Below are 23621 nucleotides of genomic sequence, written 5' to 3'. Positions count from 1 at the left end.
CAGGGCTGCGCGCAAAAAAGAATGAACGATAAAAAACCACCGCTAGTCTTTCATAGCCGGCGAACTCAAGGAACAGGGAGCATCAATGAACGAGCAGCAAATTCTATTGGCCTTCGGTGGCATCGGCGCGGCGGCGCTAGGCTGCCAATGGCTGGCTTGGCGCCTGAAACTGCCGGCCATCCTGTTTCTGCTGCTCAGTGGCATTCTGGCAGGCCCGGTGCTGGGCTGGCTGGATCCGCAGGAGATGTTCGGTCCCTTGCTGATGCCACTGGTTTCACTGGCGGTGGCGCTGATTCTGTTCGAAGGCAGCCTGACACTGCATCTGTCGCAGTGGCGTGAAATCGGCAGCGTCGTGCACCGCCTGGTGACCCTTGGCGCACTGTCGACCTGGGTCGTGATCGCCGTCGCCACCCACTGGTTGCTGGGTTTCGACTGGCTGCTGGCCATTCTGTTCGGCAGCCTGACCCTGGTTACCGGCCCCACCGTGATCGTGCCGATGCTGCGCGTGGTGCGCCCCAACGCCTCGATTGCCAACATCCTGCGCTGGGAGGGCATTGTCATCGACCCGATTGGCGCGCTGCTCGCCGTGGTGGTCTACAGCTTCATCATCGCCAGCGGTGCAGGCCAAGGCCTCCAGCAAAGCCTGTTGACGTTCGGCGGAGTCATTCTATGTGGCAGCCTGTTCGGGATCGCCGGTGGCTGGGCGCTGGGCACCGTCATCCGTCGGCAATGGTTGCCGGAATACCTGCACAACCTGGCGGCGCTCGCAGCGGTACTGGGGATATTCATTGCCGCGAATGAAACGATGAGTGAGTCAGGCTTGCTGGCGGTGACCTTGATGGGCATGTGGCTGGCCAACATGAAGGGTGTGGACGTACGGCATATCCTGCACTTCAAGGAAAACCTCAGCGTGCTGCTGATTTCGGGGCTGTTCATTCTGCTGGCGGCGCGCCTGGACCTTTACGCCATGATCGCCCTCGGGCCGTTCGTGCTGATCCTGCTGCTGGTGATTCAGTTTATCGCCCGACCGTTGAACGTTGTGCTATCGACCTTTGGCTCAAACCTGAACTGGCGCGAGCGCGCCCTGCTGGCCTGGATTGCCCCTCGGGGGATTGTCGCGGCGGCCGTATCGGCGATCTTTGCCATCCGCCTGCATGAAGCCGGCCATCAAGGGGCCCTGCTGCTGGTTCCCCTGACCTTTGCCGTGATCATTGGCACGGTGGTGCTGCAAAGCGCCACTGCCCGCCCGCTCGCCCGCTTGCTCAAAGTCGCCGAGCCTGCTCCGAGCGGCTTCCTGATCGTGGGCGCCAACAGTCCTTCGCGAACCCTCGGCAAAGCGTTGCAACAATTGGGGTGTCGCGTGCTGCTGACCGACTCGAGCTGGGAAAACATTCGCGCGGCACGCATGGAAGGTTTGCCTACTTACTTCGGTAACCCGGCCTCGCAACACGCCGATGCCCACCTGGACCTGGTCGGCCTCGGTCATCTGCTGGCGCTGTCCCCCTCGGGGGAACTGAACACGCTGGCGTCCATGCGTTTTCGCCATGAGTTCGGCCATCAGCGCATGTTCTCCCTGGCCAGCGGCCAGGAAAGCCGGCGCACCGACAAGCACCGGGCCAGTCACGAACATCGCGGGCAACTGCTGGGCAGTCAGGTGCTGACGTACACCAAGCTGGCCAGCCTGCTCGGCCAGGGCGCCGAACTCTACACCACCCAACTGACAGACGGCTTTGGCTGGGCGGACTACCAGGCGCTGCATGGCGATCGCGCCACACTGCTGTTCGCCCGCGACACCGCTGGCTGGGTGCATGTGGTGACACCCGACAGCCTGCTCAAACCGGCAGCCGGCTGGACACTGGTGGCCTTGATCCAACCCGAGACTAGCAACGCCTGACCGATTGCCGCGTGGTTTCGGGTCAGGCCGCAAATCCGGGTAACACGGGCACCGGGCGCTTGTCCTCATCGATCGCGACAAAGCTGAACTGGCCATGGATGGCCTTTTCCCGACCGTCGCAACTCATACTCTCGACAAACACCTCGACCTCGACCTTGAGGCTGGTGTTGCCGACCTTGATCACTCGCCCCACCAACTCGACGATGGAACCGGCTGCAATCGCATGATTGAAGTCGATACGATCGGTGGATACGGTCACCAATGGCAAGCGGCAGAAGCGGGTGGCGGCGATGAACGAGACTTCGTCCATCCAGGCCAGTGCCGTACCGCCGAACAGGGTGTTGTGGTGATTGGTGGTCGACGGGAAGACAGCTTTGGTGACGCGGGTTACCGAGAGTTCGGTGCGGCGTTCGATTTCTAGTTCACGGGGAGTCATGAGTCAGGCCTGGTACAGAGGTGCTGTGAATAAATTGCGGACAACAAAAAAGCAGCCCGTAGGCTGCTTTTTTCTGCATCGGAAGCTGGACTTAAGCCAGTTTTTCCTTGATGCGAGCTGCTTTACCCGACAGGTCGCGCAGGTAGTACAGCTTGGCTTTACGTACGTCACCGCGACGCTTGACAGCCATGCTGTCGATTTGCGGGCTGTAGGTCTGGAAAGTACGCTCTACGCCAACACCGTTGGAGATTTTACGAACGGTGAATGCACTGTTAACGCCGCGGTTACGCTTGGCGATTACAACGCCTTCGAACGCTTGCAGACGCGAACGGTCGCCTTCCTTCACTTTCACCTGAACGACAATGGTGTCGCCCGGGGCAAAGGTAGGGATCTCTTTGGTCATCTGCTCTGCTTCGAGTGCAAGGATGATTTTGTTAGTCATGCTGTGCTCCTAAGGTAAATCGTCGGATCTACCATCGATACGTTGTTAACTATCGTCCCGCTCGCGGATGTATTCCTCGAGCAGCTTCTTCTCTTCTCCAGAAAGCGAGCGGCTTTCCAGAAGATCGGCGCGTCGTTCAAAGGTCCTACCAAGGGACTGCTGTAAACGCCAACGCCGGATGTGCGCGTGATTGCCACTTAGCAACACGTCGGGAACACGCTGATCCGCATACACCTCCGGTCGGGTGTAGTGCGGGCAATCCAGCAGACCATCCGTAAAGGAATCTTCCTCGGCGGAGTCCGCATGCCCTAAAGCTCCAGGCAGCAGTCGCGTAACCGCGTCAATCAGGACCATCGCCGGCAGCTCACCGCCAGACAGTACATAGTCACCAATCGACCACTCTTCATCGACATGAGCTTCAATAAACCGCTCGTCAATGCCTTCATAGCGGCCGGCAATCAGGATTAATGCTTCCTCATTCGCCAACCCGCGTACCGCCGACTGAGTCAGTTGACGGCCTTGGGGCGACAGGTAAATTACCTTCGCCGCCTCCCCGGCTGCTGCCTTGGCCTGAACCAGAGCATCTTCCAGGGGCTTGATCTTCATCACCATGCCCGGGCCACCGCCAAATGGGCGATCGTCCACAGTGTGATGTCGATCCGTTGTGTAGTCTCGCGGATTCCAACAGGTCAGCTGCAAGAGCCCCTGTTTCACCGCACGACTGGTGATGCCGTAGTCGCTGATGGCGGAAAACATCTCGGGAAACAGACTGATCACTTCGACGCGCAAGTTAGCCACGTTTAGAAGTCCGCGTCCCAATCCACCTTCATCTCGCCCGCCGCCAGGTCGACAGCCAACACACATTGCTCCGTATAGGGCAACAGGCGTTCGCGATCATCCAGGCTGCCAGCGCAAGGCTTGACCACCATGACATCGTTCGAGCCAGTCTCCAGCAGGTGATCGATTTTCCCGAGCAATTGCCCAAGGTGGTCGATGACCTTCAGACCTTCCAGCTGGTACCAGTAGTACTCGCCGTCGGTCAGATCAGGAAACAGGTTACGCGGCACGCAGATTTCAAAACCGGCCAGAAGACGAGCTTCTTCACGGTCATCGAGACCTTTGAGCTTTGTGACCAGAAACTTGCCGTTTTGTACACGGCCGCTGACCAGCTCTACCTGCCGTACATCGCCTTCGCGCCGCAGCGTCCAGGTTTTGTAGTCCAACAGGTTTCCAATCGGATCAGTAAAGGAAAAGACCTTCACTTCGCCGCGAACGCCATGTATTGAGTAAATCTTGCCGATAACGATCAAATCATCAGCAATGGCTGGCGTCGCGTTCATATTGCTCAGGCCGCAGCCTTAGCAGATTCCTTCAACAACTGAGCAACACGCTCAGAAGGTTGTGCACCAACGCTCAGCCAGTAGGCTACGCGCTCTTGGTTCACGGACAGACGGATTTCCTGACCACGAGCAACAGGGTTGAAGAAACCAACCTGTTCTTTGTGCGAACCGTCGCGCGGGTTGCGGCTGTCGGTTACGGTCAAGTGGTAGAACGGGCGCTTTTTGGAGCCGCCAAGGGCAAGACGGATTGTTAGCATGTGAACATAGTTCCTGTAGTCGGTGCTGCAAATCTAAATGCACAGCGGGCATAGGTGCCCGAAAGGCCGCATATTCTAAGGAATATCCGGACTTTTGCAAATGACTTTTTCCGGCGCCTATAGGCATGCCATCCAGATTTGCGATAGAGCCGTTGCGAACAACGGCGAGTCAGCGCCCGCCAAGGCGGGCCACTGCTGGTCCCACGTCCGTGTGGGGACCGCGCCGACAGGTATGTCGACGCGAAATCTTTACATTTTCGGCATGCCGCCGCCGGGCAACATACCGCCCATGCCGCGCATCATTTTGGCCATTCCGCCCTTGGCGGAGAATTTCTTCATCATCTTCTGCATCTGCTTGTGCTGCTTGATCAAGCGACCGATGTCCTGCACCTGGGTACCCGAACCCATGGCGATACGGCGCTTGCGCGAACCACTGATCAGCTCAGGGTCACGGCGCTCAGCCGGGGTCATGGAGTTGATGATGGCTTCCATCTGCTTGAACTGCTTCTCTGCCGCGCCCTGGGCATTGCCCATTTGCGCCAGGTTCACACCGCCGATGTTCGGCAGCTTGTCCATGAGGCCGCCAAGGCCGCCCATGTTCTTCATCTGTTGCAACTGATCGCGGAAGTCTTCGAGGTCGAAGCCCTTACCCTTCTTTAATTTCTTGGCAAGCTTGTCGGCCTTGTCCTTGTCGAGGGTCTGTTCGGCCTGCTCGATCAGGCTGAGCACGTCGCCCATGCCCAGGATGCGCGAAGCAATACGCTCGGGGTGGAAGGGTTCGAGCGCTTCGGTCTTCTCGCCCATACCGATGAACTTGATCGGCTTGCCAGTGATGGCACGCACCGACAGCGCAGCACCGCCACGGGCATCACCGTCGACCTTGGTCAGGATCACACCGGTCAGCGGCAGCGCATCGCCAAAGGCCTTGGCCGTGTTGGCCGCGTCCTGACCGGTCATGGCGTCGACCACGAACAGGGTTTCAACCGGCTTGATCGCGGCATGCAGGGCCTTGATCTCGCCCATCATCTCTTCGTCGATGTGCAGGCGACCGGCGGTATCGACGATGACCACGTCGATGAACTTCAACTTCGCTTCTTTAATAGCCGCTTCAGCGATGTCGACCGGCTTCTGGCTCAGGTCGGACGGAAAGAAGGTGACGCCGATGTCGTTGGCCAGGGTTTCCAGCTGCTTGATCGCCGCGGGACGGTAAACGTCCGCGGACACCACCATCACCGACTTCTTCTTGCGCTCTTTAAGGAAGCGCGCGAGCTTGCCAGCGGTCGTGGTTTTACCGGCACCCTGCAGACCCGCCATCAAAACGACGGCCGGTGGCACGGCGCTCAGGTTCAGATCTTCGTTGGCCGCGCCCATCAGGCTTTCGAGTTCGGCTTGGACGATCTTCACGAAGGCCTGGCCTGGCGTCAGGCTGCGCGACACCTCGGTGCCGACAGCGCGCTCCTTGACCGAGTTGACGAAGTCTTTGACCACCGGCAAGGCGACGTCAGCTTCGAGCAACGCCATGCGCACTTCACGCAGGGTGTCTTTGATATTGTCCTCGGTCAGCTTGGCCTTGCCGGTGACATGGCGCAGCGTCTGCGAGAGACGGTCGGTTAAGTTTTCAAACATGCGCGATCCTTTCAGGCCCTATGGAGACCGAGGTAATGGCGGCCCAGACCGTGAAAAACATGTGCTCGGCGAGCCTGCGGCGTGGGCAGGTCGCGGATTATAGCGAAGACTGCGTCTGGCGCACACCCGCCGTCTGGTTGTGCGGTCTTTCATGCGACAAGGGTTGTATGCCAAACTCATTCTCTTTCGGGCTTGCCTAACAGGATTTATGCTCCCCTTGTCACCCAGTTTACTCACGACCCTCGCCGCCGCCTGCTTGTACGCCGCTGCGACCCTCTACCAAGGCTCTCGTCTGGCCGTAGGCGCCAAGGCGAACAAACGCCTGCTGGTCACGCTCGGCGTCCTCGCCGTCCTGACCCACAGCGCGAGCCTGCTTACCCACCTGATGACGCCGATCGGCCTGGGCCTGGACTTTTTCAGCGCCGCCAGCCTGATTGCCGCCGCCGTGATCGCCCTGACACTGCTGGCCTGCTCGCGCATCCCCGTGGAAAACCTGCTGTTGCTGCTGTTCCCGCTAGGGGTGACGACGGTGCTACTGGCGCAGTTCGCGCCATCGGGCACCGTGCAGGTGATCGACGAGGCGCCGGGGATTCTCGCGCATATCCTGCTGTCGATCCTGGCCTACGGCATGTTCACCATTGCGGTGTTCCAGGCCCTGCTGCTGCTGGTGCAAGACCACCAGCTCAAGCACAAGCACCCGTCCGGCCTGATCAGGAACTTCCCGCCGCTGCAAACCATGGAAAGCCTGCTGTTCGGCTTCCTCTGGGCCGGCTGGACCCTGCTGTCGCTGTCGCTGATCTCCGGCTGGCTATTCGTCGACAACCTGTTCGCCCAGCACCTGGTACATAAAACCCTGCTGGCCTGCCTGGCCTGGATTGTATTCAGCGTGCTGCTGTGGGGCCGTACTCGCCTGGGCTGGCGCGGGCACAAGGCCATTCGCTGGACCCTGGCCGGATTCTGCCTGCTGATGCTGGCCTACTTCGGCAGCAAGCTGGTCCGCGAATTCATCCTGCACATCTGACGGGCATTCGTTATGGATAACCTGCCCATAGGGCCATTGCTCGCCGTGCTGGCCCTGCTGATCCTCTGGTCGGGCCTGTTCACCGCCATCGAGGCCGCGCACCAGTACCTGCAGGCCCAGCGCATCGCCTCACGCTCAAGCGACAAGCCGGTCGCCAGACTCCGCTTCCCGCTCAGCAGCCTGCTGCTATGCAATACCCTGTGTCGCTCGCTGGTCGTGGTCATCAGCACCTTACTGGCCGTGTTCGGCTGGGCAGACAATGGTCCGTGGCTAGCCTGCCTGAGTGCCACCGCGGCCTTGCTGGTGTTCGCCGATTACCTGCCGCGCACCCTCGCCAGCCGCTACCCGGACACCGTGCTGATGCTGGGTAACACCCTGCTGGCCACGCCCCTGAAAATCATCTACCCGATCGCCTGGGCGCTCAGCGGTATCAGCCTGTTGCTGCTCAAGCCCTTCGCCCGCAAGGCCAAGGTTGTGCAGCAAAGCGATGAAGAGCCGGCCGCACCGCAGAACAGCGACAACGAACAGGAACACCCGGCATGCCGTCCGCACGCGCTGGCCGGCATTCATGCGCTGGACAACATTACGGTCAATGACATTCTGGTACCCCGCAGCGAAGTCGACGGCATCAACCTGGACGACCCGATCGAAGCGATCATCGAACAGTTGCGCGCCAACAAACGCACGCGCCTGCCGGTGTTTCACAGTGACATCAATCAGGTCGAGGCGGTGCTCAATACCCGGCAGATCCGTCATTTGCTGGCCGACGCCAGCCTGACCAAGGACGCTTTGCTGGCGGCCTGCCACGAACCTTACTTCGTTCCGGAAAGCACACCGCTGCAGCTGCAACTGCTGAACTTCCACAAACAGCAGCGCCGCCTGGGCATGGTGGTCGACGAATACGGTGAAGTGGAAGGTATCGTCACCCTGGAAGACATTCTCGAAGAAATCGTCGGTGAATTCGAAAGCCAGCACAGCCTCGACAACCCACACATTCACCCCCAGGCCGATGGCCGACTGGTGATCGACGGCGCGGCTTCCATCCGCGAGCTCAACAAGAGCCTGGGCTGGCACCTGCCAAGCGACGGTCCGAAAACCCTGAATGGCCTGGTGACCGAGGCGCTGGAAAGTATCCCGGACTGCCCGGTATGCCTGAAAATCGGCCGCTATCGCCTGGAAATCCTCGAAACCGAAGACAACCGTGTCAGCAAGGTACTGATCTGGCTGACGTCATCGGTGCCGACAGTACGCTGAGCCCCCTTGTTGAATCGTTAGCCTCCTTCCTATAATCGAAACGCTTACCCAAGCCCCGCCCCGGAACGTGCTACCCGCACTCAGCGTCCGGCGGCCAGTCCATCGGCACCACCACGCAACCTTCCGGCGAACGCTCCTACCTTGAGCCTCTGCCGCGCCCCAACCCACATCCCTGGGTGTTTCAACCACAATAATTCGCTCCAACGGAGCACATGACTGTCAGGGATTACTGCATGACGACCAGCACGACTTATAGCGATACCGCACCCGCCCAACCGACGAACTCCGCCACCCGCGTGGCAACGGCCAGCTTCATCGGGACCGCCATCGAGTTCTACGACTTCTACGTGTACGCCACGGCGGCGGCCCTGGTGATCGGCCCGGTGTTCTTTCCGCAGACTTCCGGCACCGCCCAGATGCTCTCGGCCTTCCTGACCTTTGGCATCGCCTTCCTGGCCCGCCCCCTGGGCTCTGCACTGTTCGGCCACTTCGGTGACCGTATCGGGCGCAAATCCACCCTGGTGGCCTCGCTGCTGCTAATGGGCGTCTGCACCACGCTGATCGGCGTGCTGCCTGGTTACGACAGCATTGGCGCCTGGGCACCGATCCTGCTGTGTGTGCTGCGCTTCGGACAAGGCCTGGGACTGGGCGGTGAATGGGGCGGCGCGGCCTTGCTGGCCACCGAAAACGCCCCCAAGGGCAAGCGCGCCTGGTTCGGCATGTTCCCGCAACTGGGCCCTTCGATCGGTTTTCTCGCCGCCAACGGCCTGTTCCTGACCTTGGCCCTGACCCTGGACGACGAACAGTTCCGCTCCTGGGGCTGGCGCATTCCGTTCCTGCTGAGCGCCGCACTGGTGATGGTGGGCCTGTATGTACGCCTGAAACTGCACGAAACCCCGGTGTTCGCCAATGCGGTTGCGCGCCAGGAGCGGGTGAAAATCCCGCTGGTCGAGCTGTTCAGCCAGTATTGGGCACCGACCCTGCTGGGCGCGGCGGCGATGGTGGTCTGTTACGCGCTGTTCTACATCTCCACCGTATTCTCCCTGAGCTACGGTGTGTCGACCCTGGGTTACAGCCGCGAAACCTTCCTCGGCCTGCTGTGCTTTGCCGTGTTGTTCATGGCCGCGGCCACGCCTTTGTCAGCCTGGGCCAGCGACCGCTTCGGACGTAAACCGGTGTTGATCATCGGCGGCGTACTGGCCGTGCTCTCGGGCTTCACCATGGAACCCCTGCTGACCCACGGTACGACCTGGGGCGTAGCCCTGTTCCTGTGCATCGAGCTGTTTCTGATGGGTGTGACCTTCGCCCCGATGGGCGCGCTGCTGCCCGAGCTGTTTCCAACCCACGTGCGCTACACCGGCGCGTCAGCGGCCTACAACCTGGGCGGTATCGTGGGTGCCTCGGCAGCCCCGTTCTTCGCGCAGAAGCTGGTAGCGATGGGCGGCTTGAGTTGGGTGGGCGGCTATGTGTCTGCGGCAGCGGTGCTCAGCCTGATCGCTGTGCTGTGCCTGAAGGAAACGCGCAATAACGACCTGAATCAGGTTGCCTAAAGTAAAAGCTTCGCGAGCAGGCGGAGCGCCGCCTGGCTCGCGATAGCTGCGACGCGGTTACAGCTCTACGACAACAGCCTGGGACGCACGGGTCGCTTTGGCGCGGGCGGCTTCAATCGACTCGTCACGCGCCAGGGCCACGCCCATGCGGCGCTGTCCGTTGACTTCAGGCTTGCCGAACAGGCGCAACGCCGTGTCCGGCTCAGCCAGTGCGGCGCCCAGATTGGCAAACGCGGTCTGGGTCGACTGCCCTTCCACCAGAATCACCGCCGAGGCCGACGGGCCAAACTGACGGATCAACGGGATCGGCAACCCGAGAATCGCCCGGGCATGCAGGGCGAACTGCGACAGGTCCTGAGAAATCAGGGTCACCAGGCCCGTGTCATGGGGCCGCGGTGACACTTCGCTGAACCACACCTGATCACCCTTGATGAACAACTCCACGCCAAACAGGCCACGGCCACCCAGGGCTTCGGTCACGGCCTTGGCAACGCGCTCGGACTCAGCCAGGGCAATCGGGCTCATGGCCTGTGGCTGCCAGGACTCCTGGTAGTCACCCTTCTCCTGACGGTGGCCGACAGGCGCACAGAACGTGGTGCCGCCGACATGACGCACGGTGAGCAAGGTGATTTCATAGTCAAAGTCGATAAAGCCCTCAATGATCACCCGGCCCTTGCCGGCACGACCGCCTTCCTGCGCGTAATCCCAAGCCTTCTGCACGTCATCGACGCTGCGCAACAGGCTCTGGCCCTTGCCGGAAGAGCTCATGACCGGCTTAACCACACAGGGGAAACCCAGGTCGTCGACGGCCTTGCGGTAGTCTTCGAAGGTATCGGCGAAGTGGTACGGCGATGTCGGCAGGTCCAGCTCTTCAGCGGCCAGGCGACGGATGCCTTCACGGTTCATGGTCAGTTGGGCGGCGCGCGCCGTCGGGATGACCGTGAAGCCCTCGGCCTCCAGCTCAACCAGGGTGGCCGTGGCGATGGCTTCGATTTCCGGCACGATGAAGTGCGGTTTCTCGGCTTCGATCACTGCACGCAGCGCGGCACCGTCCAGCATGTTGATTACGTGGCTGCGATGAGCCACCTGCATGGCCGGGGCATTGGCATAACGATCCACGGCAATCACTTCAACGCCCAGGCGTTGCAGCTCGATCACCACCTCCTTGCCCAACTCACCACAGCCACACAGCAAAACGCGGGTCGCGGTTGGCGACAATGGAGTTCCGATACGAGTCATCTGAAGGTCCTCAATGGAGCGAATCATCGAGGGATGCTGCGTGATTGGCCTACGTGGCCTGCCCCGCGCTTCCCATAGGGAGAAAGCGCGGCATTTTACATGAACCGCAGGCTTTGGCTCAGCTCGCCAGCGCGTTCTTGCGCAAACGCCAGGCCATGGCCAGCCAGACCACCGTCACACCGGCGAATTTCGACCCCAGGGCCGTGAGCATCACCCCCGGTGTCAGGGCATCGATCATGCCGAAAAAAATGAAGGTATCCAGGGGAATGCTCAGCGCCGAACTTATCCACAACCGGTCATGCAGCGGTCGCTGGGTGATACTGAACACCAGCCAGTCGATACATTCCGAAACGGCGAACGCCGTGGCGCTGGCCAGGGCAATTGATGGATCGGAGGTGATATAGGACAACGCCAATGCCGCCAGCATGGCAATGATCGCCCCGTGGCCGAAGCGGATTTGCACCATATCGCGCAACACGAATACCAACCCGCCCCACGCCGACCAGATGATGTCCAAGTGCGGTGCGGTGGAAAAGGCGTAATTGATCAGCACCACGCTGCTGATGTAGGCGATGAGAAAGAGCATGGGACGCGGGGAATACCTGTCGAAATTGGCGCACAGGGTACTTCATCTTCGATGCACAGATAACCTGTCGCGAGGGCGCTTGCTCCCTCGCTACAAAAGTTCGCAAGATTCAGGAACTGGATTTCGAAGGTAACATCCAGAGCAACCCACTCGATTTCGCCCGTTCATGGCACAACCCCAACACCTTGCGGCGCTCATCGTTGTCCATGCGGCTCCAGCGGGTGATTTCCTCCACCGTGCGCTGGCAGCCGGTGCAGATGTCCTGTTCGTCCAGCGCGCAGATGCTCACGCAGGGCGATGGCACGGGGCGTTCGGCGGTACTCATTGCTCCTGCTCGACCAGATCGCGGGCATAACGCTGGGAATTATGCACATAGTGCGCGGCGCTGGCTTCGAGCATTTTCTTCTGCTGTTCGGTCAGTTCGCGCACCACTTTGCCAGGTGAGCCCATGACCAGCGAACCGTCGGGGATTTCCTTGCCTTCACCAATCAGCGAATTGGCGCCAATGATGCAGTTCTTGCCGATTTTCGCGCCATTGAGAATCACCGCGTTAATCCCGATCAGGCTGTAATCGCCTACCGTACAGCCATGCAGCATGGCGTTATGGCCAATGGTCACACCGGTGCCGATAGTCAGCGGGTAACCCATGTCGGTGTGCATCACCGTGCCGTCCTGTACGTTGCTGTTCTTGCCGATCAGGATCAGTTCGTTGTCACCGCGCAACACCGCGTTGAACCAGACATTGGCCCCCTCTTCCAGCCTGACCTTGCCCACCAGCACGGCATTGGGTGCAACCCAGCTCTGTGGATGGGTTTCGACGCGGGCGTCGCCCAGACGGTATTTCATGGTGGTTATCCTCAAGGCTCAGGCAGGTTTTCACTTGCAAGACAGATTCACGCCCTACGCGCGATGGCTTCAAATATTGATAAAGCTGTGGGGAGGTTGATGCAGGTTGATCTTCGCGTCATAGAGCAAATTGATCAACTCGACGACCATGATCGCCGTCAGCCCCCAGATCTTGTATTCACCGTAACGGTAACTGGGCACGTACCAACTGCGCCCCTGATAATCGATGCGGTGCGTATGCTCGCGGGGGTCCTTGCGGAAAAATTCCAGCGGAACGCTGAACACAGCAGCAATTTCGGCATCGTTGGCGCGGTACTCGACGAAGTCGGGAATCACCCCGACGTAAGGCGTCACCTTGATACCGTGCAGGGAAATCAATGGGCTCAAGGGCCCGATCACTTCAACCAGGCCAGGCGGCAGGCCGATTTCTTCTTCGGCCTCGCGCAAGGCGGTAAACACCAGGTCGGGGTCTTCAGGGTCGCGGCGTCCACCGGGAAAGGCCACTTCACCGCCATGGGTCGAGAGCCCACTGGCGCGCAGGGTCAGGATCAGCTCAGGTTCGTCGCTGCGGGTAATCGGCACCAACACGGCGGCCTCGGGGAAACGCCGGTCGGTTTCCAGCGTACGTGGCGTATGGTTGATGACCCGCTGCAGTAGCTCGTCCAGCATGAGTGCTCTCGATCTGTTGGCTACCATGCATCATGCACCAAACGCACAGAGCGCCCAAGCCCTTGAACGGCGGCATGTCGCTAAACGACAACTTGCCGACAGACACCGCCGCACGCCAAGATAGGCGCAGCCTCCACGGAATCCCAGCATGAAATTCTGCAGCCAGTGCGGTAACCCGGTCACCCAACGCATTCCCGAAGGCGATTCCCGCCTGCGCTACGTCTGCGACCAGTGCCAGACCATTCACTACCAGAACCCGAACATTGTCGCCGGCTGCCTGCCGACCTGGGGCCGCCAGGTGCTGCTGTGCCGCCGCGCCATCGAACCGCGCCGCGGCTACTGGACCTTGCCCGCCGGCTTTATGGAAAACGGCGAAACCGTGGAGCAGGCTGCCATTCGGGAAACTTTCGAGGAGGCCTGCGCCCGTGTGCGTCACCTGAAGATCTATACGCTGATCGATGTGCCACACATCAGTCAGGTGCATGTATTCTTCCGTGCAGAGCTTGCGGACCTGGACTTCGCCGCCGGCCAGGAAAGCCTGGAAGTGCAGCTTTTCGAAGAAGCAGACATCCCTTGGTCCGAGCTGGCTTTCCGCACCGTGGGCCGTACTCTAGAATGCTTCTTCGCTGACCGCCGGACAGGGGAATTTCCGGTGCGCTGCGAATCCATTCCTCCGCTTGCTCAGCCTGCGATCACTTAAACAACAAAAAGTACGCCGTACTTTCAGGGATATCGTGTCAATGCGCTGGTTGCTCGCGTTCTTCTGTCTGTCGTTCGTCGCTGTTTCACAGGCCTCCACCCTGGAAACCCTGGACGGCAAAATCATCGACAAAGTGTTGGTGCTCAAATCCGCCCATCAGTTGCAACTGATCAATAACGGACAGACCATCAAAACCTACCGCATTTCCCTGGGCAAAAACCCCAGGGGGCAAAAGCTCATGGCTGGCGACCGCCGCACGCCAGAAGGCCTGTATTGGCTGGACTGGCGCAAGGTCAGTGACCGCTTCAACCTGGCCATGCACATCTCCTATCCGAACATCAGCGACGCCGCTCGCTCGCGCCGTGAAGGTGTAGACCCCGGTGGCATGATCATGATCCACGGCACCCCCGACACCGAAGACAACCCCGAGGACCTGTTCCATACCCTGGATTGGACCGACGGCTGCATTGCCATGCGCAACGTCGACATGCGCGAAGTCTGGGGCCTGGTGCCGGACGGCACGATGATCGAAATCCGACCGTAACCCCCTCTTCCCCCTGAGCATTCCCATGCTCCGCATGGGAGTGCCTCTACGGACGCTCCGCGTTCGGCTGTTGATGTGGTGCAGAGCGTCGCGGACTGCATTCCCACGCAGGAGCGTGGAAACGGTCTCCTCCTTCATCATTTATCAAAAATAATTCAAAAAAAATTCAGCCCCAACCAACAACCCACCTGCAATACCACCTCCCTTCAAAAACACCGGCGCAGACAGTGATCTGATCCGTTGTCATCACCACCTCTAATACCACTTAAAACCCAAAGCCACCGCACCTTCCAGCGGAGCGAGCTTTTGCTCGCCCGGAGCGAACCACCAGCGTTGACATGGTATTTAAGTGGTATTAGTTTTTCGCCACTACCGGGCGACAACACTCCAATATCCGCATCGGAAACCTCACATGAATCCCATCCTGGCCCTGCGCCCTGACGACACCCAACCCACCCCCCTGTACCTGCAACTGGCACGCAACCTGGAAGCTGCGATTCATGCCGGCCTATGGAAAGCCGAGCAGGCGTTGCCTTCGGAGCGCAACCTCAGTGAAACACTGAACATCTCCCGGGTGACGGCGCGCAAAGCCCTGGAAGTGTTGTTCGAACAAGGCCTGATCCGCCGTAGCCAAGGTTCGGGCACCTTCATCACGCCTCGCCTGGAACAACCGCTGTCGCGGCTGTCCGGCTTCAGCGAAATGCTCCGCCTCAAGGGGTTCGTGCCCAGCTCGCAATGGCTGGAGCGGGAAATCACCCAGCCGACCCACGAAGAACTGATCCGCCTCGCCCTGTCACCCTATGACAAAGTGGCGCACCTCAAGCGTTTGCGCAAAGCCGACGACACCGTAATGGCCATCGAGATGAGCACCCTGCCCGCTTCGATCATTGCCCAGCCGCAAGCCATCGGCGATTCGCTTTATCACTACCTCGACAGCATCGGCAAGCCGGTGGTGCGCGCCCTGCAACACATTCAGGCGATCAATGCCTCTGACGAGTTCGCCGCCCTGGTCGGCATCGCGCCTGGCACCGCCATGCTGCTGATGACCCGGGTCGGCTACCTGGAAGACAACACCCCGATCGAAGTCACCGACACCTATTGCCGCAACGACTACTACGACTTTGTAGCCGAACTGCGTCGTTAAAACCGCGCCGTCTGCGCCTGAGAGCTGCCCTATGTCCGAAGACAACATCCTCACCGCCCAAGGCTGGATTCGCGGCCGCCTGATCCATGAACACGGCAGGATCGTGCGCATCGAAGGCCAGCCCTGCAACCCGGCGGACAACGACTTGCCGTACCTGCTGCCGGGCTTTATCGACTTGCACGTACATGGGGGTGGGGGCCGGGACCTCATGGAAGGTACGCCCGCCTTCGAGACCATCACCCGCACCCATGTTCGCTTTGGCACCACCTCGCTGCTGGCCACGACCATGACCGCGCCGAGCGAAGAGATCGCTCGCGTTCTGGGGCAGGTCGGTGAATTCTGCGAGCAGCGCCCTGAAGGCTGTGCCCGGGTCTTGGGCGTGCACCTCGAAGGGCCGTACATCAATCCCGAAAAACTGGGCGCCCAACCGAACTTCGCCCACACCGCGCTGCTGGCCGAAGTCGAGTCCTATCTGGCACTGGCTCCGATCCGGGTGATCACCATTGCCCCGGAAATCGCCGGTCACGACAAACTGATCCGCGCCTTGAGCGACCGTGGCGTACGCATGCAAATCGGCCACACGCTGGGCAGTTACGAGGAAGGCGTCGCGGCACTTGAGGCCGGCGCCACCAGCTTCACCCACCTCTACAACGCCATGAGCCCGTTGCATCACCGCGAACCGGGGATCGTCGGCGCGGCACTGGCCCATGCCCAATACGCCGAATTGATTCCGGACCTGCTTCATGTGCATCCCGGGGCGATCCGCGTGGCCCTGCGCTCGATCCCCTGCCTGTATTGCGTCACCGACTCCAGCGCCGCCGCTGGCATGCCGGATGGCGAGTACAAGCTGGGCAGCCACACCGTGACCAAATGCCTGGGCGGCGTGCGCTTGCCCGACGGCACTCTGGCCGGCAGCACCCTGACCATGGATCAGGCCCTGCGCAACCTGGTGAAGATCGGCCTGCCACTGTGCGAGGCCTCGCAACGCCTTTCGCAATTTCCCGCCGACTACCTCGGCCTCCCTGAGCGCGGCCGCCTGCAACCCGGCGCCTGGGCCGACTGCGTACGCCTGGATCGCTCACTCACACTGACCGCCGTGATGGTCGAAGGAGAAGACATTGACTTCAAAAATGCTTGAAGAGGCCCTGTCCTCGTACAAGGCCGTCGAAACCCAGCTGCAGCAGCTCGATCCACTGATGATCGAGATTGCCGGGCGCTTGAACCGTCAGCCACCGCAAGTGGCGATGACCGTCGCCCGTGGCAGCTCCGATCATGCCGCAAGCTACTTCGCCTATCTGGCCATGCAGCACGTAGGCGTTCCGGTGGCATCGCTGCCGATGTCGGTGGTCACTCTGCAGCAGGCGCCGCTGAAGGTCAGCGGCCAGGCGGTCTTCGGCTTCTCGCAGTCCGGGCAGAGTCCGGACCTGGTCAACAGCCTGCGTCTGTTGCGCAAGCGCGGGGCCTTGAGCATTGCCATGGTCAACGCCGAGAACTCGCCACTGGAGGCCGCGTGCGAGTTCAGCCTGCCACTGTGTGCCGGTACTGAAAGCAGCGTGGCCGCGACCAAAAGCTTCATCGCCACCCTCACCGCCAGCGCACGCTTGATTGCCCACTGGAAGCAGGACGCCGAGTTGCTGGAAGCCGGCCTCGCCCTGCCCCAAGGGTTGCGCGAAGCGGCAACCCAGGACTGGAGCCTGGCTGTCGATGTCCTGCGCGATTGCCAGCGGCTGATGGTGATCGGCCGTGGCGCCGGCTTTGCCATCGCCCAGGAAGCCGCACTGAAGCTGAAAGAAACCTCGGCGATCCAGGCCGAAGCCTTCAGCAGTGCCGAAGTGAAACACGGCCCCATGGCCCTGATCGACAACCACTACCCGTTGCTGGTGTTCGCCCCCCGGGGTGCCGAACAGGCTGGCCTGTTGAGCCTGGCCGCCGAGATGCGCCAACGCGGTGCCCATGTGTTGCTGGCAGCTCCCGATGACGTCAGCGAACGCGACCTGACGCTGAGCCGCGCCGAACACCCGGCGCTGGACCCGATCCTGGCGATCCAGAGTTTCTACGTGATGGCCGCCGGCCTCGCGCAAGCCCGTGGCATGGACCCTGACCAGCCACGTCACTTGAGCAAAGTGACCCGCACCCATTAACACGCCTGAATCGAGTACCGAGCCATGCACAACAACAATAACGAACTGACCCTCAGTGCCCCGCTCAGCGGTCCTGTGCTCACGCTTGCCAAAGTCCCGGACCCGGTGTTCGCCAGCGGCGCCATGGGCGACGGGATCGCCATCGACCCGCTGAACAACACCCTACACGCCCCCTGTGCCGGGGTGGTGGTGCATGTCGCCCGCACCGGCCACGCCGTGACCCTGCGTGCCGACAACGGTGCCGAACTGCTGCTGCACCTGGGGCTGGATACCGTCGACTTGCAAGGCATTGGATTCTCGATACTGGTCGAGGAAGGCGCACGGGTCAGCAATGGCGATGCACTGCTGCGCTTTGATCAGGACCTGGTCGCCCGGGGCTGTAAAAGCCTGGTCAGCCTGCTGATCCTGACCAACAGCCAGGACTTCCAGGTACTGCCGATCACCCTCAAATCGGTCAAGGTCGGCGAACCACTGCTGCACATCGTGCCGAAGGCGGTAAACGGAGCGCACACCAAAGATCAAGGCGAGGGCAACGAAGTCCGCGGCCAGATACGCGTCACCCATCGTGGCGGTCTGCATGCTCGACCGGCGGCCCTGATCCGCCAGACCGCGCAACTGTTCACCAGTAAATCCCAGCTGCATTTCGCCGAAAAATCCGCGTCGTGCGACAGCCTGACCGGCTTGATGGGCCTGGGCATTGGCGAGCAGGACGAGGTGCAAGTCAGCAGCCGCGGCGCGGATGCCAACGCGGCGCTGCAAGCCTTGCTCAACGCCCTGTCCAGCGCGGTCAACGACGACCGCCACGCTGTCGCCCCCACGCCCATTGTCCAACGCTCGCGCGTCGCCGAAGACGGCGTGTTGCACGGTGTCTGCGCTGCCCCCGGACTGGTGGGCGGGCCGTTGTTCCAGTTGGCAGCCCTGCAATTGCCGGAAGACACCGGCGGCCACATGGCCGAAGCCCAACGCCAAGCACTGGACACCGCGCTGGAGCAGGTACGCAGCGAAATTCGCGGCACCCTGGCGCACGCCAGAAAACATAAGCACCTGGAAGAAGAACAGATCTTCGCCGCCCATCTGGCGCTACTCGAGGACCCGACACTGCTGGAGGCCGCCCACCAGTCCATCGACCAGGACAGCGCCGCGACCCACGCCTGGAGTCAGTCGATCGAGGTGCAGTGCAAAGTTCTGCAAACACTCGGCAACCCGCTGCTGGCCGAGCGCGCCAACGACCTACGTGATCTCAAGCAACGTGTTCTGCGCGCCCTGCTCGGCCAGGACTGGCACTACGACGTGCCGGCCGGGGCCATCGCCGCCGCCCATGAGCTGACCCCTTCAGACCTGCTGCAACTGTGCGAACAGGGTGTCGCCGGCTTGTGCATGGCCGAGGGTGGAGCGACGTCCCATGTGGCGATTCTGGCCCGCGGCAAAGGCTTGCCGTGCCTGGTCGCCCTCGGCTCATCCCTGCTCGAGCAACCCCAAGGCCGCGCCATGGTTCTGGACGCGGACGGCGGGCGACTGGAACTGATACCCGATAGCGAACGCCTGGAGCAGGTGGCGCACGCCCAGCGCGAACACCTTCAACGCCGGGCACGCCAGCAACTGCACGCGCACCATCCGGCACTGACCCTCGATGGCCTGCGCGTCGAAGTCGCCGCCAATGTCGCCTCCAGCAGCGAAGCGGCCGATGCCTTCAAGGGCGGCGCCGACGGTGTCGGCCTGCTGCGCACCGAGTTTCTGTTCGTCGATCGCCAGACTGCGCCCGACGAACAAGAGCAGCGCCAGGCCTATCAAGCCGTACTGGATGCCATGGGCGACAAGTCGGTGATCATCCGCACCATCGACGTCGGTGGCGACAAACAGCTCGATTACCTGCCCTTGCCGGCCGAAGCCAACCCGGTGCTGGGCCTGCGCGGCATCCGCATGGCCCAGGTCCGGCCGGAACTGCTGGATCAACAACTGCGCGGACTGTTGCAAGTCAGCCCCCTGAACCGCTGCCGGATTCTGTTGCCGATGGTCAGCGAGGTGGATGAACTGCTGCACATCCGCCAGCGCCTCGACGCCCTGTGCGTCGAACTTGGAATAACCCTGCGCCCGGAGTTGGGCGTGATGATCGAGGTTCCGGCCGCTGCCTTGCTGGCCGAGCAACTGGCCGAACACGCGGACTTTCTGTCGATCGGCACCAATGACCTGTCCCAATACACCCTGGCCATGGACCGTGACCACGCCGGCCTCGCCGCGCGGGTCGACGCCCTGCACCCGGCGCTGTTGCGCCTGATCGCCCAGACCTGCAGTGGTGCCGCCAAGCACCAGCGTTGGGTGGGCGTTTGCGGTGCGCTGGCGTCCGATCCGCTGGCCACCCCGGTACTGATTGGCCTGGGGATTCGTGAGCTGTCGGTGAGCCCGCCGCAAATCGGCGAAATCAAGGAACGGGTGCGCCAGCTGGATGCCGCCCAGTGCCAACGCTTGAGCACCAGCCTGCTCGACCTCGGCAGCGCCGCCGCCGTGCGCCACGCCTGCCATCAACATTGGCCTCTGAGCTGAACAACAACAAAAATCCAGGGAGACACGCCATGTACCAACTCTTCATCGAAGGTTTGCAACGCCTCGGACGGGCACTGATGCTGCCCATTGCAATCCTGCCGATTGCCGGCCTGTTGCTGCGCCTGGGTGACACCGACCTGTTGAACATCGCGATCATCCACGACGCCGGGCAAGTGATCTTCGCCAACCTGGCGATGATCTTCGCCATCGGCATCGCCGTCGGTTTCGCCAAGGACAACAACGGCACCGCCGGCCTGGCCGGCGTCATTGGCTATCTGGTGATGGTTTCCACGCTCAAGGTCCTCGACTCGAGCATCAACATGGGCATGCTCGCCGGCATCGTCAGCGGTCTGATGGCCGGTGCGCTGTACAACCGTTTCAAGGACATCAAGCTGCCGGAATACCTCGCGTTCTTCGGTGGCCGGCGCTTCGTGCCGATCGTCACCGGGTTCGTCGCCGTCGGCCTGGGCGTGGTCTTCGGCCTGATCTGGCCGCCGATCCAGCACGGCATCAACAGCTTCGGCGCTTTGATGCTGGAGAGCGGCAGCTACGGCGCGTTCATCTTTGGTGTACTCAATCGCCTGCTGATCGTCACCGGCCTGCACCACATCCTCAACAACATGGCGTGGTTCGTGTTCGGCAACTTCACCGACCCGACCACCGGCGCCCTGGTCACCGGCGACATCGCGCGTTACTTTGCCGGCGACCCCAAAGGCGGCCAATTCACCACCGGCATGTTCCCGGTGATGCTGTTCGGCCTGCCAGCGGCATGCCTGGCGATGTACCGCAACGCCCTGCCCCAGCGGCGCAAGGTGATGGGCGGGATCCTCCTGTCGATGGCCCTGACCTCGTTCCTCACCGGCGTGACCGAACCGGTCGAGTTCGCCTTCATGTTCCTTGCGCCGCTGCTGTATCTGGTCCACGCGCTACTGACCGGCTTTTCAATGGCCATCACCAATGCGCTGAACATCCACCTGGGTTTCACCTTTTCCGGCGGTTTCATCGACATGATTCTCGGCTGGGGCAAGTCCACCAATGGCTGGATGGTGTTCCCGGTAGGCCTGGCCTACGCAGTGATCTACTATACAGTGTTCAACTTCTGCATCCGACGCTTCAACCTGAAAACCCCGGGCCGCGAAGACACCGTTGCCGGTGAAAAAACCGTGCTGAGCGAAAACCAGCGCGCCGAGGCCTACATCCAGGCCCTGGGCGGCACCGACAACCTGATCACCGTCGGCGCCTGCACCACTCGCTTGCGCCTGGAAATGGTCGACCGCAACAAGGTCTGCGACAACAAACTCAAGGCCCTCGGCGCCATGGCCGTGGTGCGTCCCGGCAAAGGCGGCAGCTTGCAGGTGGTGGTCGGTCCGCTGGCGGACAGCATTGCCGATGAAATACGCCAAGCCATGCCGACTGCCGGCAGAACCGTCACGGCAGCCGCGGTGGTGACCGACACGGCCCCGACTGCTGCCCCGGTGGCCGCTCCAGAAGCCCAGAAATGGCTGAGCGCCCTGGGCGGCAGCGACAACGTCCTGCAACTCGACTGCGTCGCCATGACCCGCATTCGCCTGCAACTGGCCAATGGCAAGGCACTGTCGGAATATCAGCTCAAGGAACTGGGCTGCCAGGGTGTCAGCGCTCTGGACGGCGGCGTGTGGCATCTGTTGGTAGGTGACAAGGCGCTGAGTTTGAGTGAAGCGCTAGAGGGGTTGGTTAATCGCAGTGAGGTGAGCGCCAAGGTCTGAAATCGCCATCGCGAGCACGCTTCTCACCTACAGGTAAAACGCTGACCGTAGGAGCGAGGCTTGCCCGCGAAGAGGCCCTGTAAGGCAGCAAGAACCCGGACTAAGCCGGGTTCTTGTAATGCTGATTGGGCTCAGGAAAACGCCGCGCGTTGCTCGGCCGCGTAATGCCGAGTCTGAAAGGGCATGAGTGTCTGGGCCTTAAGTCCAAGACCTTCACTCAGCCCCCAAATAGCAGCGAGTTCATCACGGCGCTTGCGTAGCGAAACAGCTGCCTGTGGCTTCACTTCTTGCTTGGGAGTCGAGCTTGAAAAAAGCTCCAGGGCGCTAAAGGTTTCCGACACGCGGCTATCAGATACACAGGCAAAACGGGTAAGCCGCTCAAGCAAGTAACCCGCACGACGAACTTCGACTTCGCTAGTGTGCCGCCGTAGAAAAGCCCTGACTTCACTTTCAAGGTTCGAGTTCGAGTTCGAGTTCGAGTACCAAACAGTTTTGGCGAGGCTCACAAGCGCTGCGTCATCTGCTTGATTCAAAGGGCATTTGACCAGGGTGTCCAAGGTGGATGAGAGGACGTGGCCGTTAAGGGGCTTCGCCATCTGATTTCTCCAGGTAGTCTTGCAGAATATTTGCAAGAACAGAGGTTGGTGACTCTTTGTTGCCAACATATACATCAATTGCCTCCAATGCCAGCCGACGGAGTTCGGTTGTCACTATGAAGCCAGCTCTGAGAAGCGCCATGATGTCGCCAATGTTCTGATCCGTGGCTCTGCCCAGCTTGGAGATGGCGATGTCGACAGGCGCTGCAATGTGGACATGCAGCGGCGACTCGATCGGGAACTCTGCAAGGGGAAGACTCTGCTCCCAATAGTCCTCGTGAATCGGACCAAAGCTTGTATGGTATTGAAGGTCGTAGTTCAACTCCATCAATCGGCCGGATCGGTCATCGACAAATTGCTCAGGAACCTCTGCGAGCAAGGTTTGAAGATGAAGGCCTTCAGGGACCTTAGCAGAGTAAATCTCGGCATCGACGTCCGTGGAAACACGATGATTTGTGTAGAGATGAACTGCACACCCGCCGAACACAATGACTTTGACCACGCCTGGCTCAGCGTCATCAAGCACCAGTTCCGTTTCGACGGATTTGAACAACGAAATCAACGCCTGCCCCAACGCCGTACTCGTATTGACACGGGGAGTTACTGCGCCCGGCAAATCCATTCTTGAACCTCAAATACTGATGCAGGGCGATGATGTTTGTGAGGGTTCAACCAAGTGATAAACACCATGCAAACTATCGAAGAGCTTGCAGTGCCAATCGCATGATTGGCTGCAATACTCAAAGGCTAGATAGCGCACTTCCGAGCGGCAACCTGAAAGATATGTGGGAGATTTCTACGACGTCTGACACGCCTCCCTTGTTGGCAAGCCAGCGTCCACAGGGAAGTTGCGTGTACCGATAAATCAGGTCGACATAAAGGCCGCCCCGTAACGGATCTAGCCTCGCGCCATCAACAAATCCCGGATCGAGTAGGAGGCGGTTTCACAACCGCCGTCCTCTCACACCACCGTACATACGGTTCCGTATACGGCGGTTCAGGTTATGCGGCTAAGCCGGTTAATCGTTTCCAGTATTGAGACAAGCCCCA

General features: G+C 60.9%; 24 protein-coding genes. 11 read left to right on the top strand and 13 right to left on the bottom strand.

Annotated features, from left to right (window positions below):
* Positions 1 to 85 precede the first annotated feature (85 nt).
* Complete coding sequence (locus tag CKW07_RS18690) at positions 86 to 1894, top strand: sodium:proton antiporter (RefSeq protein ID WP_095146466.1); 1809 nt, start codon at positions 86 to 88, stop codon at positions 1892 to 1894.
* A 22-nt stretch (positions 1895 to 1916) separates the two neighbouring features.
* Here the strand turns inward: CKW07_RS18690 and CKW07_RS18685 are convergent, their stop codons facing one another.
* The 6 genes from CKW07_RS18685 to ffh form a co-directional block, all read right to left on the bottom strand.
* Positions 1917 to 2330 carry an acyl-CoA thioesterase gene (locus tag CKW07_RS18685; protein ID WP_095077592.1) on the bottom strand — a complete coding sequence of 138 codons (414 nt, stop codon included), beginning with the start codon at positions 2328 to 2330 and terminating at the stop codon, positions 1917 to 1919.
* Between the two features lie 91 nt (positions 2331 to 2421).
* Positions 2422 to 2772 (bottom strand): 50S ribosomal protein L19, encoded by a 351-nt coding sequence (gene rplS / locus CKW07_RS18680; protein ID WP_003175895.1) that lies wholly within the window; start codon positions 2770 to 2772, stop codon positions 2422 to 2424.
* 45 nt (positions 2773 to 2817) lie between these two features.
* Positions 2818 to 3570, bottom strand: coding sequence for a tRNA (guanosine(37)-N1)-methyltransferase TrmD (gene trmD, locus CKW07_RS18675; protein WP_095146465.1), 753 nt, complete (start codon positions 3568 to 3570; stop codon positions 2818 to 2820).
* 2 nt (positions 3571 to 3572) lie between these two features.
* Positions 3573 to 4112 carry a ribosome maturation factor RimM gene (gene rimM / locus CKW07_RS18670; protein ID WP_095077594.1) on the bottom strand — a complete coding sequence of 180 codons (540 nt, stop codon included), beginning with the start codon at positions 4110 to 4112 and terminating at the stop codon, positions 3573 to 3575.
* Positions 4113 to 4117: 5 nt separating this feature from the next.
* Positions 4118 to 4369: a 30S ribosomal protein S16 gene (gene rpsP / locus CKW07_RS18665; RefSeq protein WP_003185073.1), complete on the bottom strand. Its 252-nt coding sequence runs from the start codon at positions 4367 to 4369 to the stop codon at positions 4118 to 4120.
* A gap of 249 nt (positions 4370 to 4618) precedes the next feature.
* Complete coding sequence (gene ffh / locus CKW07_RS18660) at positions 4619 to 5995, bottom strand: signal recognition particle protein (RefSeq protein WP_095146464.1); 1377 nt, start codon at positions 5993 to 5995, stop codon at positions 4619 to 4621.
* Positions 5996 to 6203: 208 nt separating this feature from the next.
* On the opposite strand from ffh, the gene CKW07_RS18655 reads away from it, so the two are divergent.
* The 3 genes from CKW07_RS18655 (at position 6204) to CKW07_RS18645 (ending at position 9820) form a co-directional block, all read left to right on the top strand.
* The gene (locus CKW07_RS18655; protein WP_095146463.1) at positions 6204 to 7016 is read left to right on the top strand and encodes an inner membrane protein YpjD; all 813 of its coding nucleotides are present in this window, start codon (positions 6204 to 6206) and stop codon (positions 7014 to 7016) included.
* Positions 7017 to 7028: 12 nt separating this feature from the next.
* Entirely contained in the window at positions 7029 to 8270 is a 1242-nt protein-coding gene (locus tag CKW07_RS18650) for a transporter associated domain-containing protein (protein ID WP_095146462.1), read from the top strand.
* 233 nt (positions 8271 to 8503) lie between these two features.
* Entirely contained in the window at positions 8504 to 9820 is a 1317-nt protein-coding gene (locus CKW07_RS18645; protein WP_095146461.1) for an MFS transporter, read from the top strand.
* A gap of 57 nt (positions 9821 to 9877) precedes the next feature.
* On the opposite strand, the gene purT is transcribed toward CKW07_RS18645, so the two are convergent.
* The 5 genes from purT to CKW07_RS18620 all read right to left on the bottom strand — a co-directional run bounded on the left by purT (position 9878) and on the right by CKW07_RS18620 (position 13160).
* A complete protein-coding gene (gene purT, locus CKW07_RS18640; RefSeq protein ID WP_095146460.1) occupies positions 9878 to 11059 on the bottom strand; it encodes a formate-dependent phosphoribosylglycinamide formyltransferase in 1182 nt (393 codons plus the stop codon).
* Positions 11060 to 11177: 118 nt separating this feature from the next.
* Complete coding sequence (locus CKW07_RS18635) at positions 11178 to 11645, bottom strand: preQ0 transporter (protein ID WP_095077603.1); 468 nt, start codon at positions 11643 to 11645, stop codon at positions 11178 to 11180.
* Between the two features lie 109 nt (positions 11646 to 11754).
* Positions 11755 to 11970: a DUF1289 domain-containing protein gene (locus CKW07_RS18630; RefSeq protein ID WP_095146459.1), complete on the bottom strand. Its 216-nt coding sequence runs from the start codon at positions 11968 to 11970 to the stop codon at positions 11755 to 11757.
* Positions 11967 to 12491: a gamma carbonic anhydrase family protein gene (locus CKW07_RS18625; protein WP_095146458.1), complete on the bottom strand. Its 525-nt coding sequence runs from the start codon at positions 12489 to 12491 to the stop codon at positions 11967 to 11969. Before CKW07_RS18625 ends, CKW07_RS18630 begins: the two co-directional genes overlap by 4 nt.
* Before the next feature lie 69 nt (positions 12492 to 12560).
* Positions 12561 to 13160, bottom strand: coding sequence for a CoA pyrophosphatase (locus tag CKW07_RS18620; RefSeq protein ID WP_095146457.1), 600 nt, complete (start codon positions 13158 to 13160; stop codon positions 12561 to 12563).
* Between the two features lie 148 nt (positions 13161 to 13308).
* Between CKW07_RS18620 and CKW07_RS18615 the strand changes: the two genes are divergently transcribed.
* The 7 genes from CKW07_RS18615 (at position 13309) to nagE (ending at position 21975) form a co-directional block, all read left to right on the top strand.
* Complete coding sequence (locus CKW07_RS18615) at positions 13309 to 13860, top strand: NUDIX hydrolase (RefSeq protein ID WP_095077607.1); 552 nt, start codon at positions 13309 to 13311, stop codon at positions 13858 to 13860.
* Positions 13861 to 13900: 40 nt separating this feature from the next.
* Positions 13901 to 14404 carry a murein L,D-transpeptidase family protein gene (locus CKW07_RS18610; protein WP_095146456.1) on the top strand — a complete coding sequence of 168 codons (504 nt, stop codon included), beginning with the start codon at positions 13901 to 13903 and terminating at the stop codon, positions 14402 to 14404.
* Between the two features lie 412 nt (positions 14405 to 14816).
* The gene (locus tag CKW07_RS18605) at positions 14817 to 15548 is read left to right on the top strand and encodes a GntR family transcriptional regulator (protein ID WP_095146455.1); all 732 of its coding nucleotides are present in this window, start codon (positions 14817 to 14819) and stop codon (positions 15546 to 15548) included.
* 31 nt (positions 15549 to 15579) lie between these two features.
* Positions 15580 to 16686: an N-acetylglucosamine-6-phosphate deacetylase gene (gene nagA / locus CKW07_RS18600; RefSeq protein WP_095146454.1), complete on the top strand. Its 1107-nt coding sequence runs from the start codon at positions 15580 to 15582 to the stop codon at positions 16684 to 16686.
* Complete coding sequence (locus tag CKW07_RS18595; RefSeq protein WP_371850658.1) at positions 16679 to 17689, top strand: SIS domain-containing protein; 1011 nt, start codon at positions 16679 to 16681, stop codon at positions 17687 to 17689. Before nagA ends, CKW07_RS18595 begins: the two co-directional genes overlap by 8 nt.
* A 24-nt stretch (positions 17690 to 17713) precedes the next feature.
* On the top strand, positions 17714 to 20230 hold the full coding sequence (gene ptsP, locus CKW07_RS18590) for a phosphoenolpyruvate--protein phosphotransferase (RefSeq protein WP_095146452.1): 2517 nt from the start codon (positions 17714 to 17716) through the stop codon (positions 20228 to 20230).
* Positions 20231 to 20259: 29 nt separating this feature from the next.
* Complete coding sequence (gene nagE, locus CKW07_RS18585) at positions 20260 to 21975, top strand: N-acetylglucosamine-specific PTS transporter subunit IIBC (RefSeq protein WP_095146451.1); 1716 nt, start codon at positions 20260 to 20262, stop codon at positions 21973 to 21975.
* A gap of 131 nt (positions 21976 to 22106) precedes the next feature.
* Here nagE and CKW07_RS18580 read toward each other — a convergent pair whose 3' ends face one another.
* Together CKW07_RS18580 and CKW07_RS18575 are read right to left on the bottom strand one after the other, a co-directional pair.
* On the bottom strand, positions 22107 to 22571 hold the full coding sequence (locus CKW07_RS18580) for a hypothetical protein (RefSeq protein WP_095146450.1): 465 nt from the start codon (positions 22569 to 22571) through the stop codon (positions 22107 to 22109).
* On the bottom strand, positions 22555 to 23193 hold the full coding sequence (locus tag CKW07_RS18575; RefSeq protein WP_176465339.1) for a DUF6036 family nucleotidyltransferase: 639 nt from the start codon (positions 23191 to 23193) through the stop codon (positions 22555 to 22557). The genes CKW07_RS18580 and CKW07_RS18575 overlap by 17 nt, the downstream gene beginning before the upstream one ends.
* Positions 23194 to 23621 lie beyond the last annotated feature (428 nt).

Source organism: Pseudomonas sp. Irchel s3b6 (assembly GCF_900187415.1).
In the GTDB taxonomy this organism is placed as follows: Bacteria; Pseudomonadota; Gammaproteobacteria; order Pseudomonadales; family Pseudomonadaceae; genus Aquipseudomonas.
Note: the sequence above shows the minus strand (reverse complement) of the source record. Positions and strands in the feature narration are given on the sequence as shown.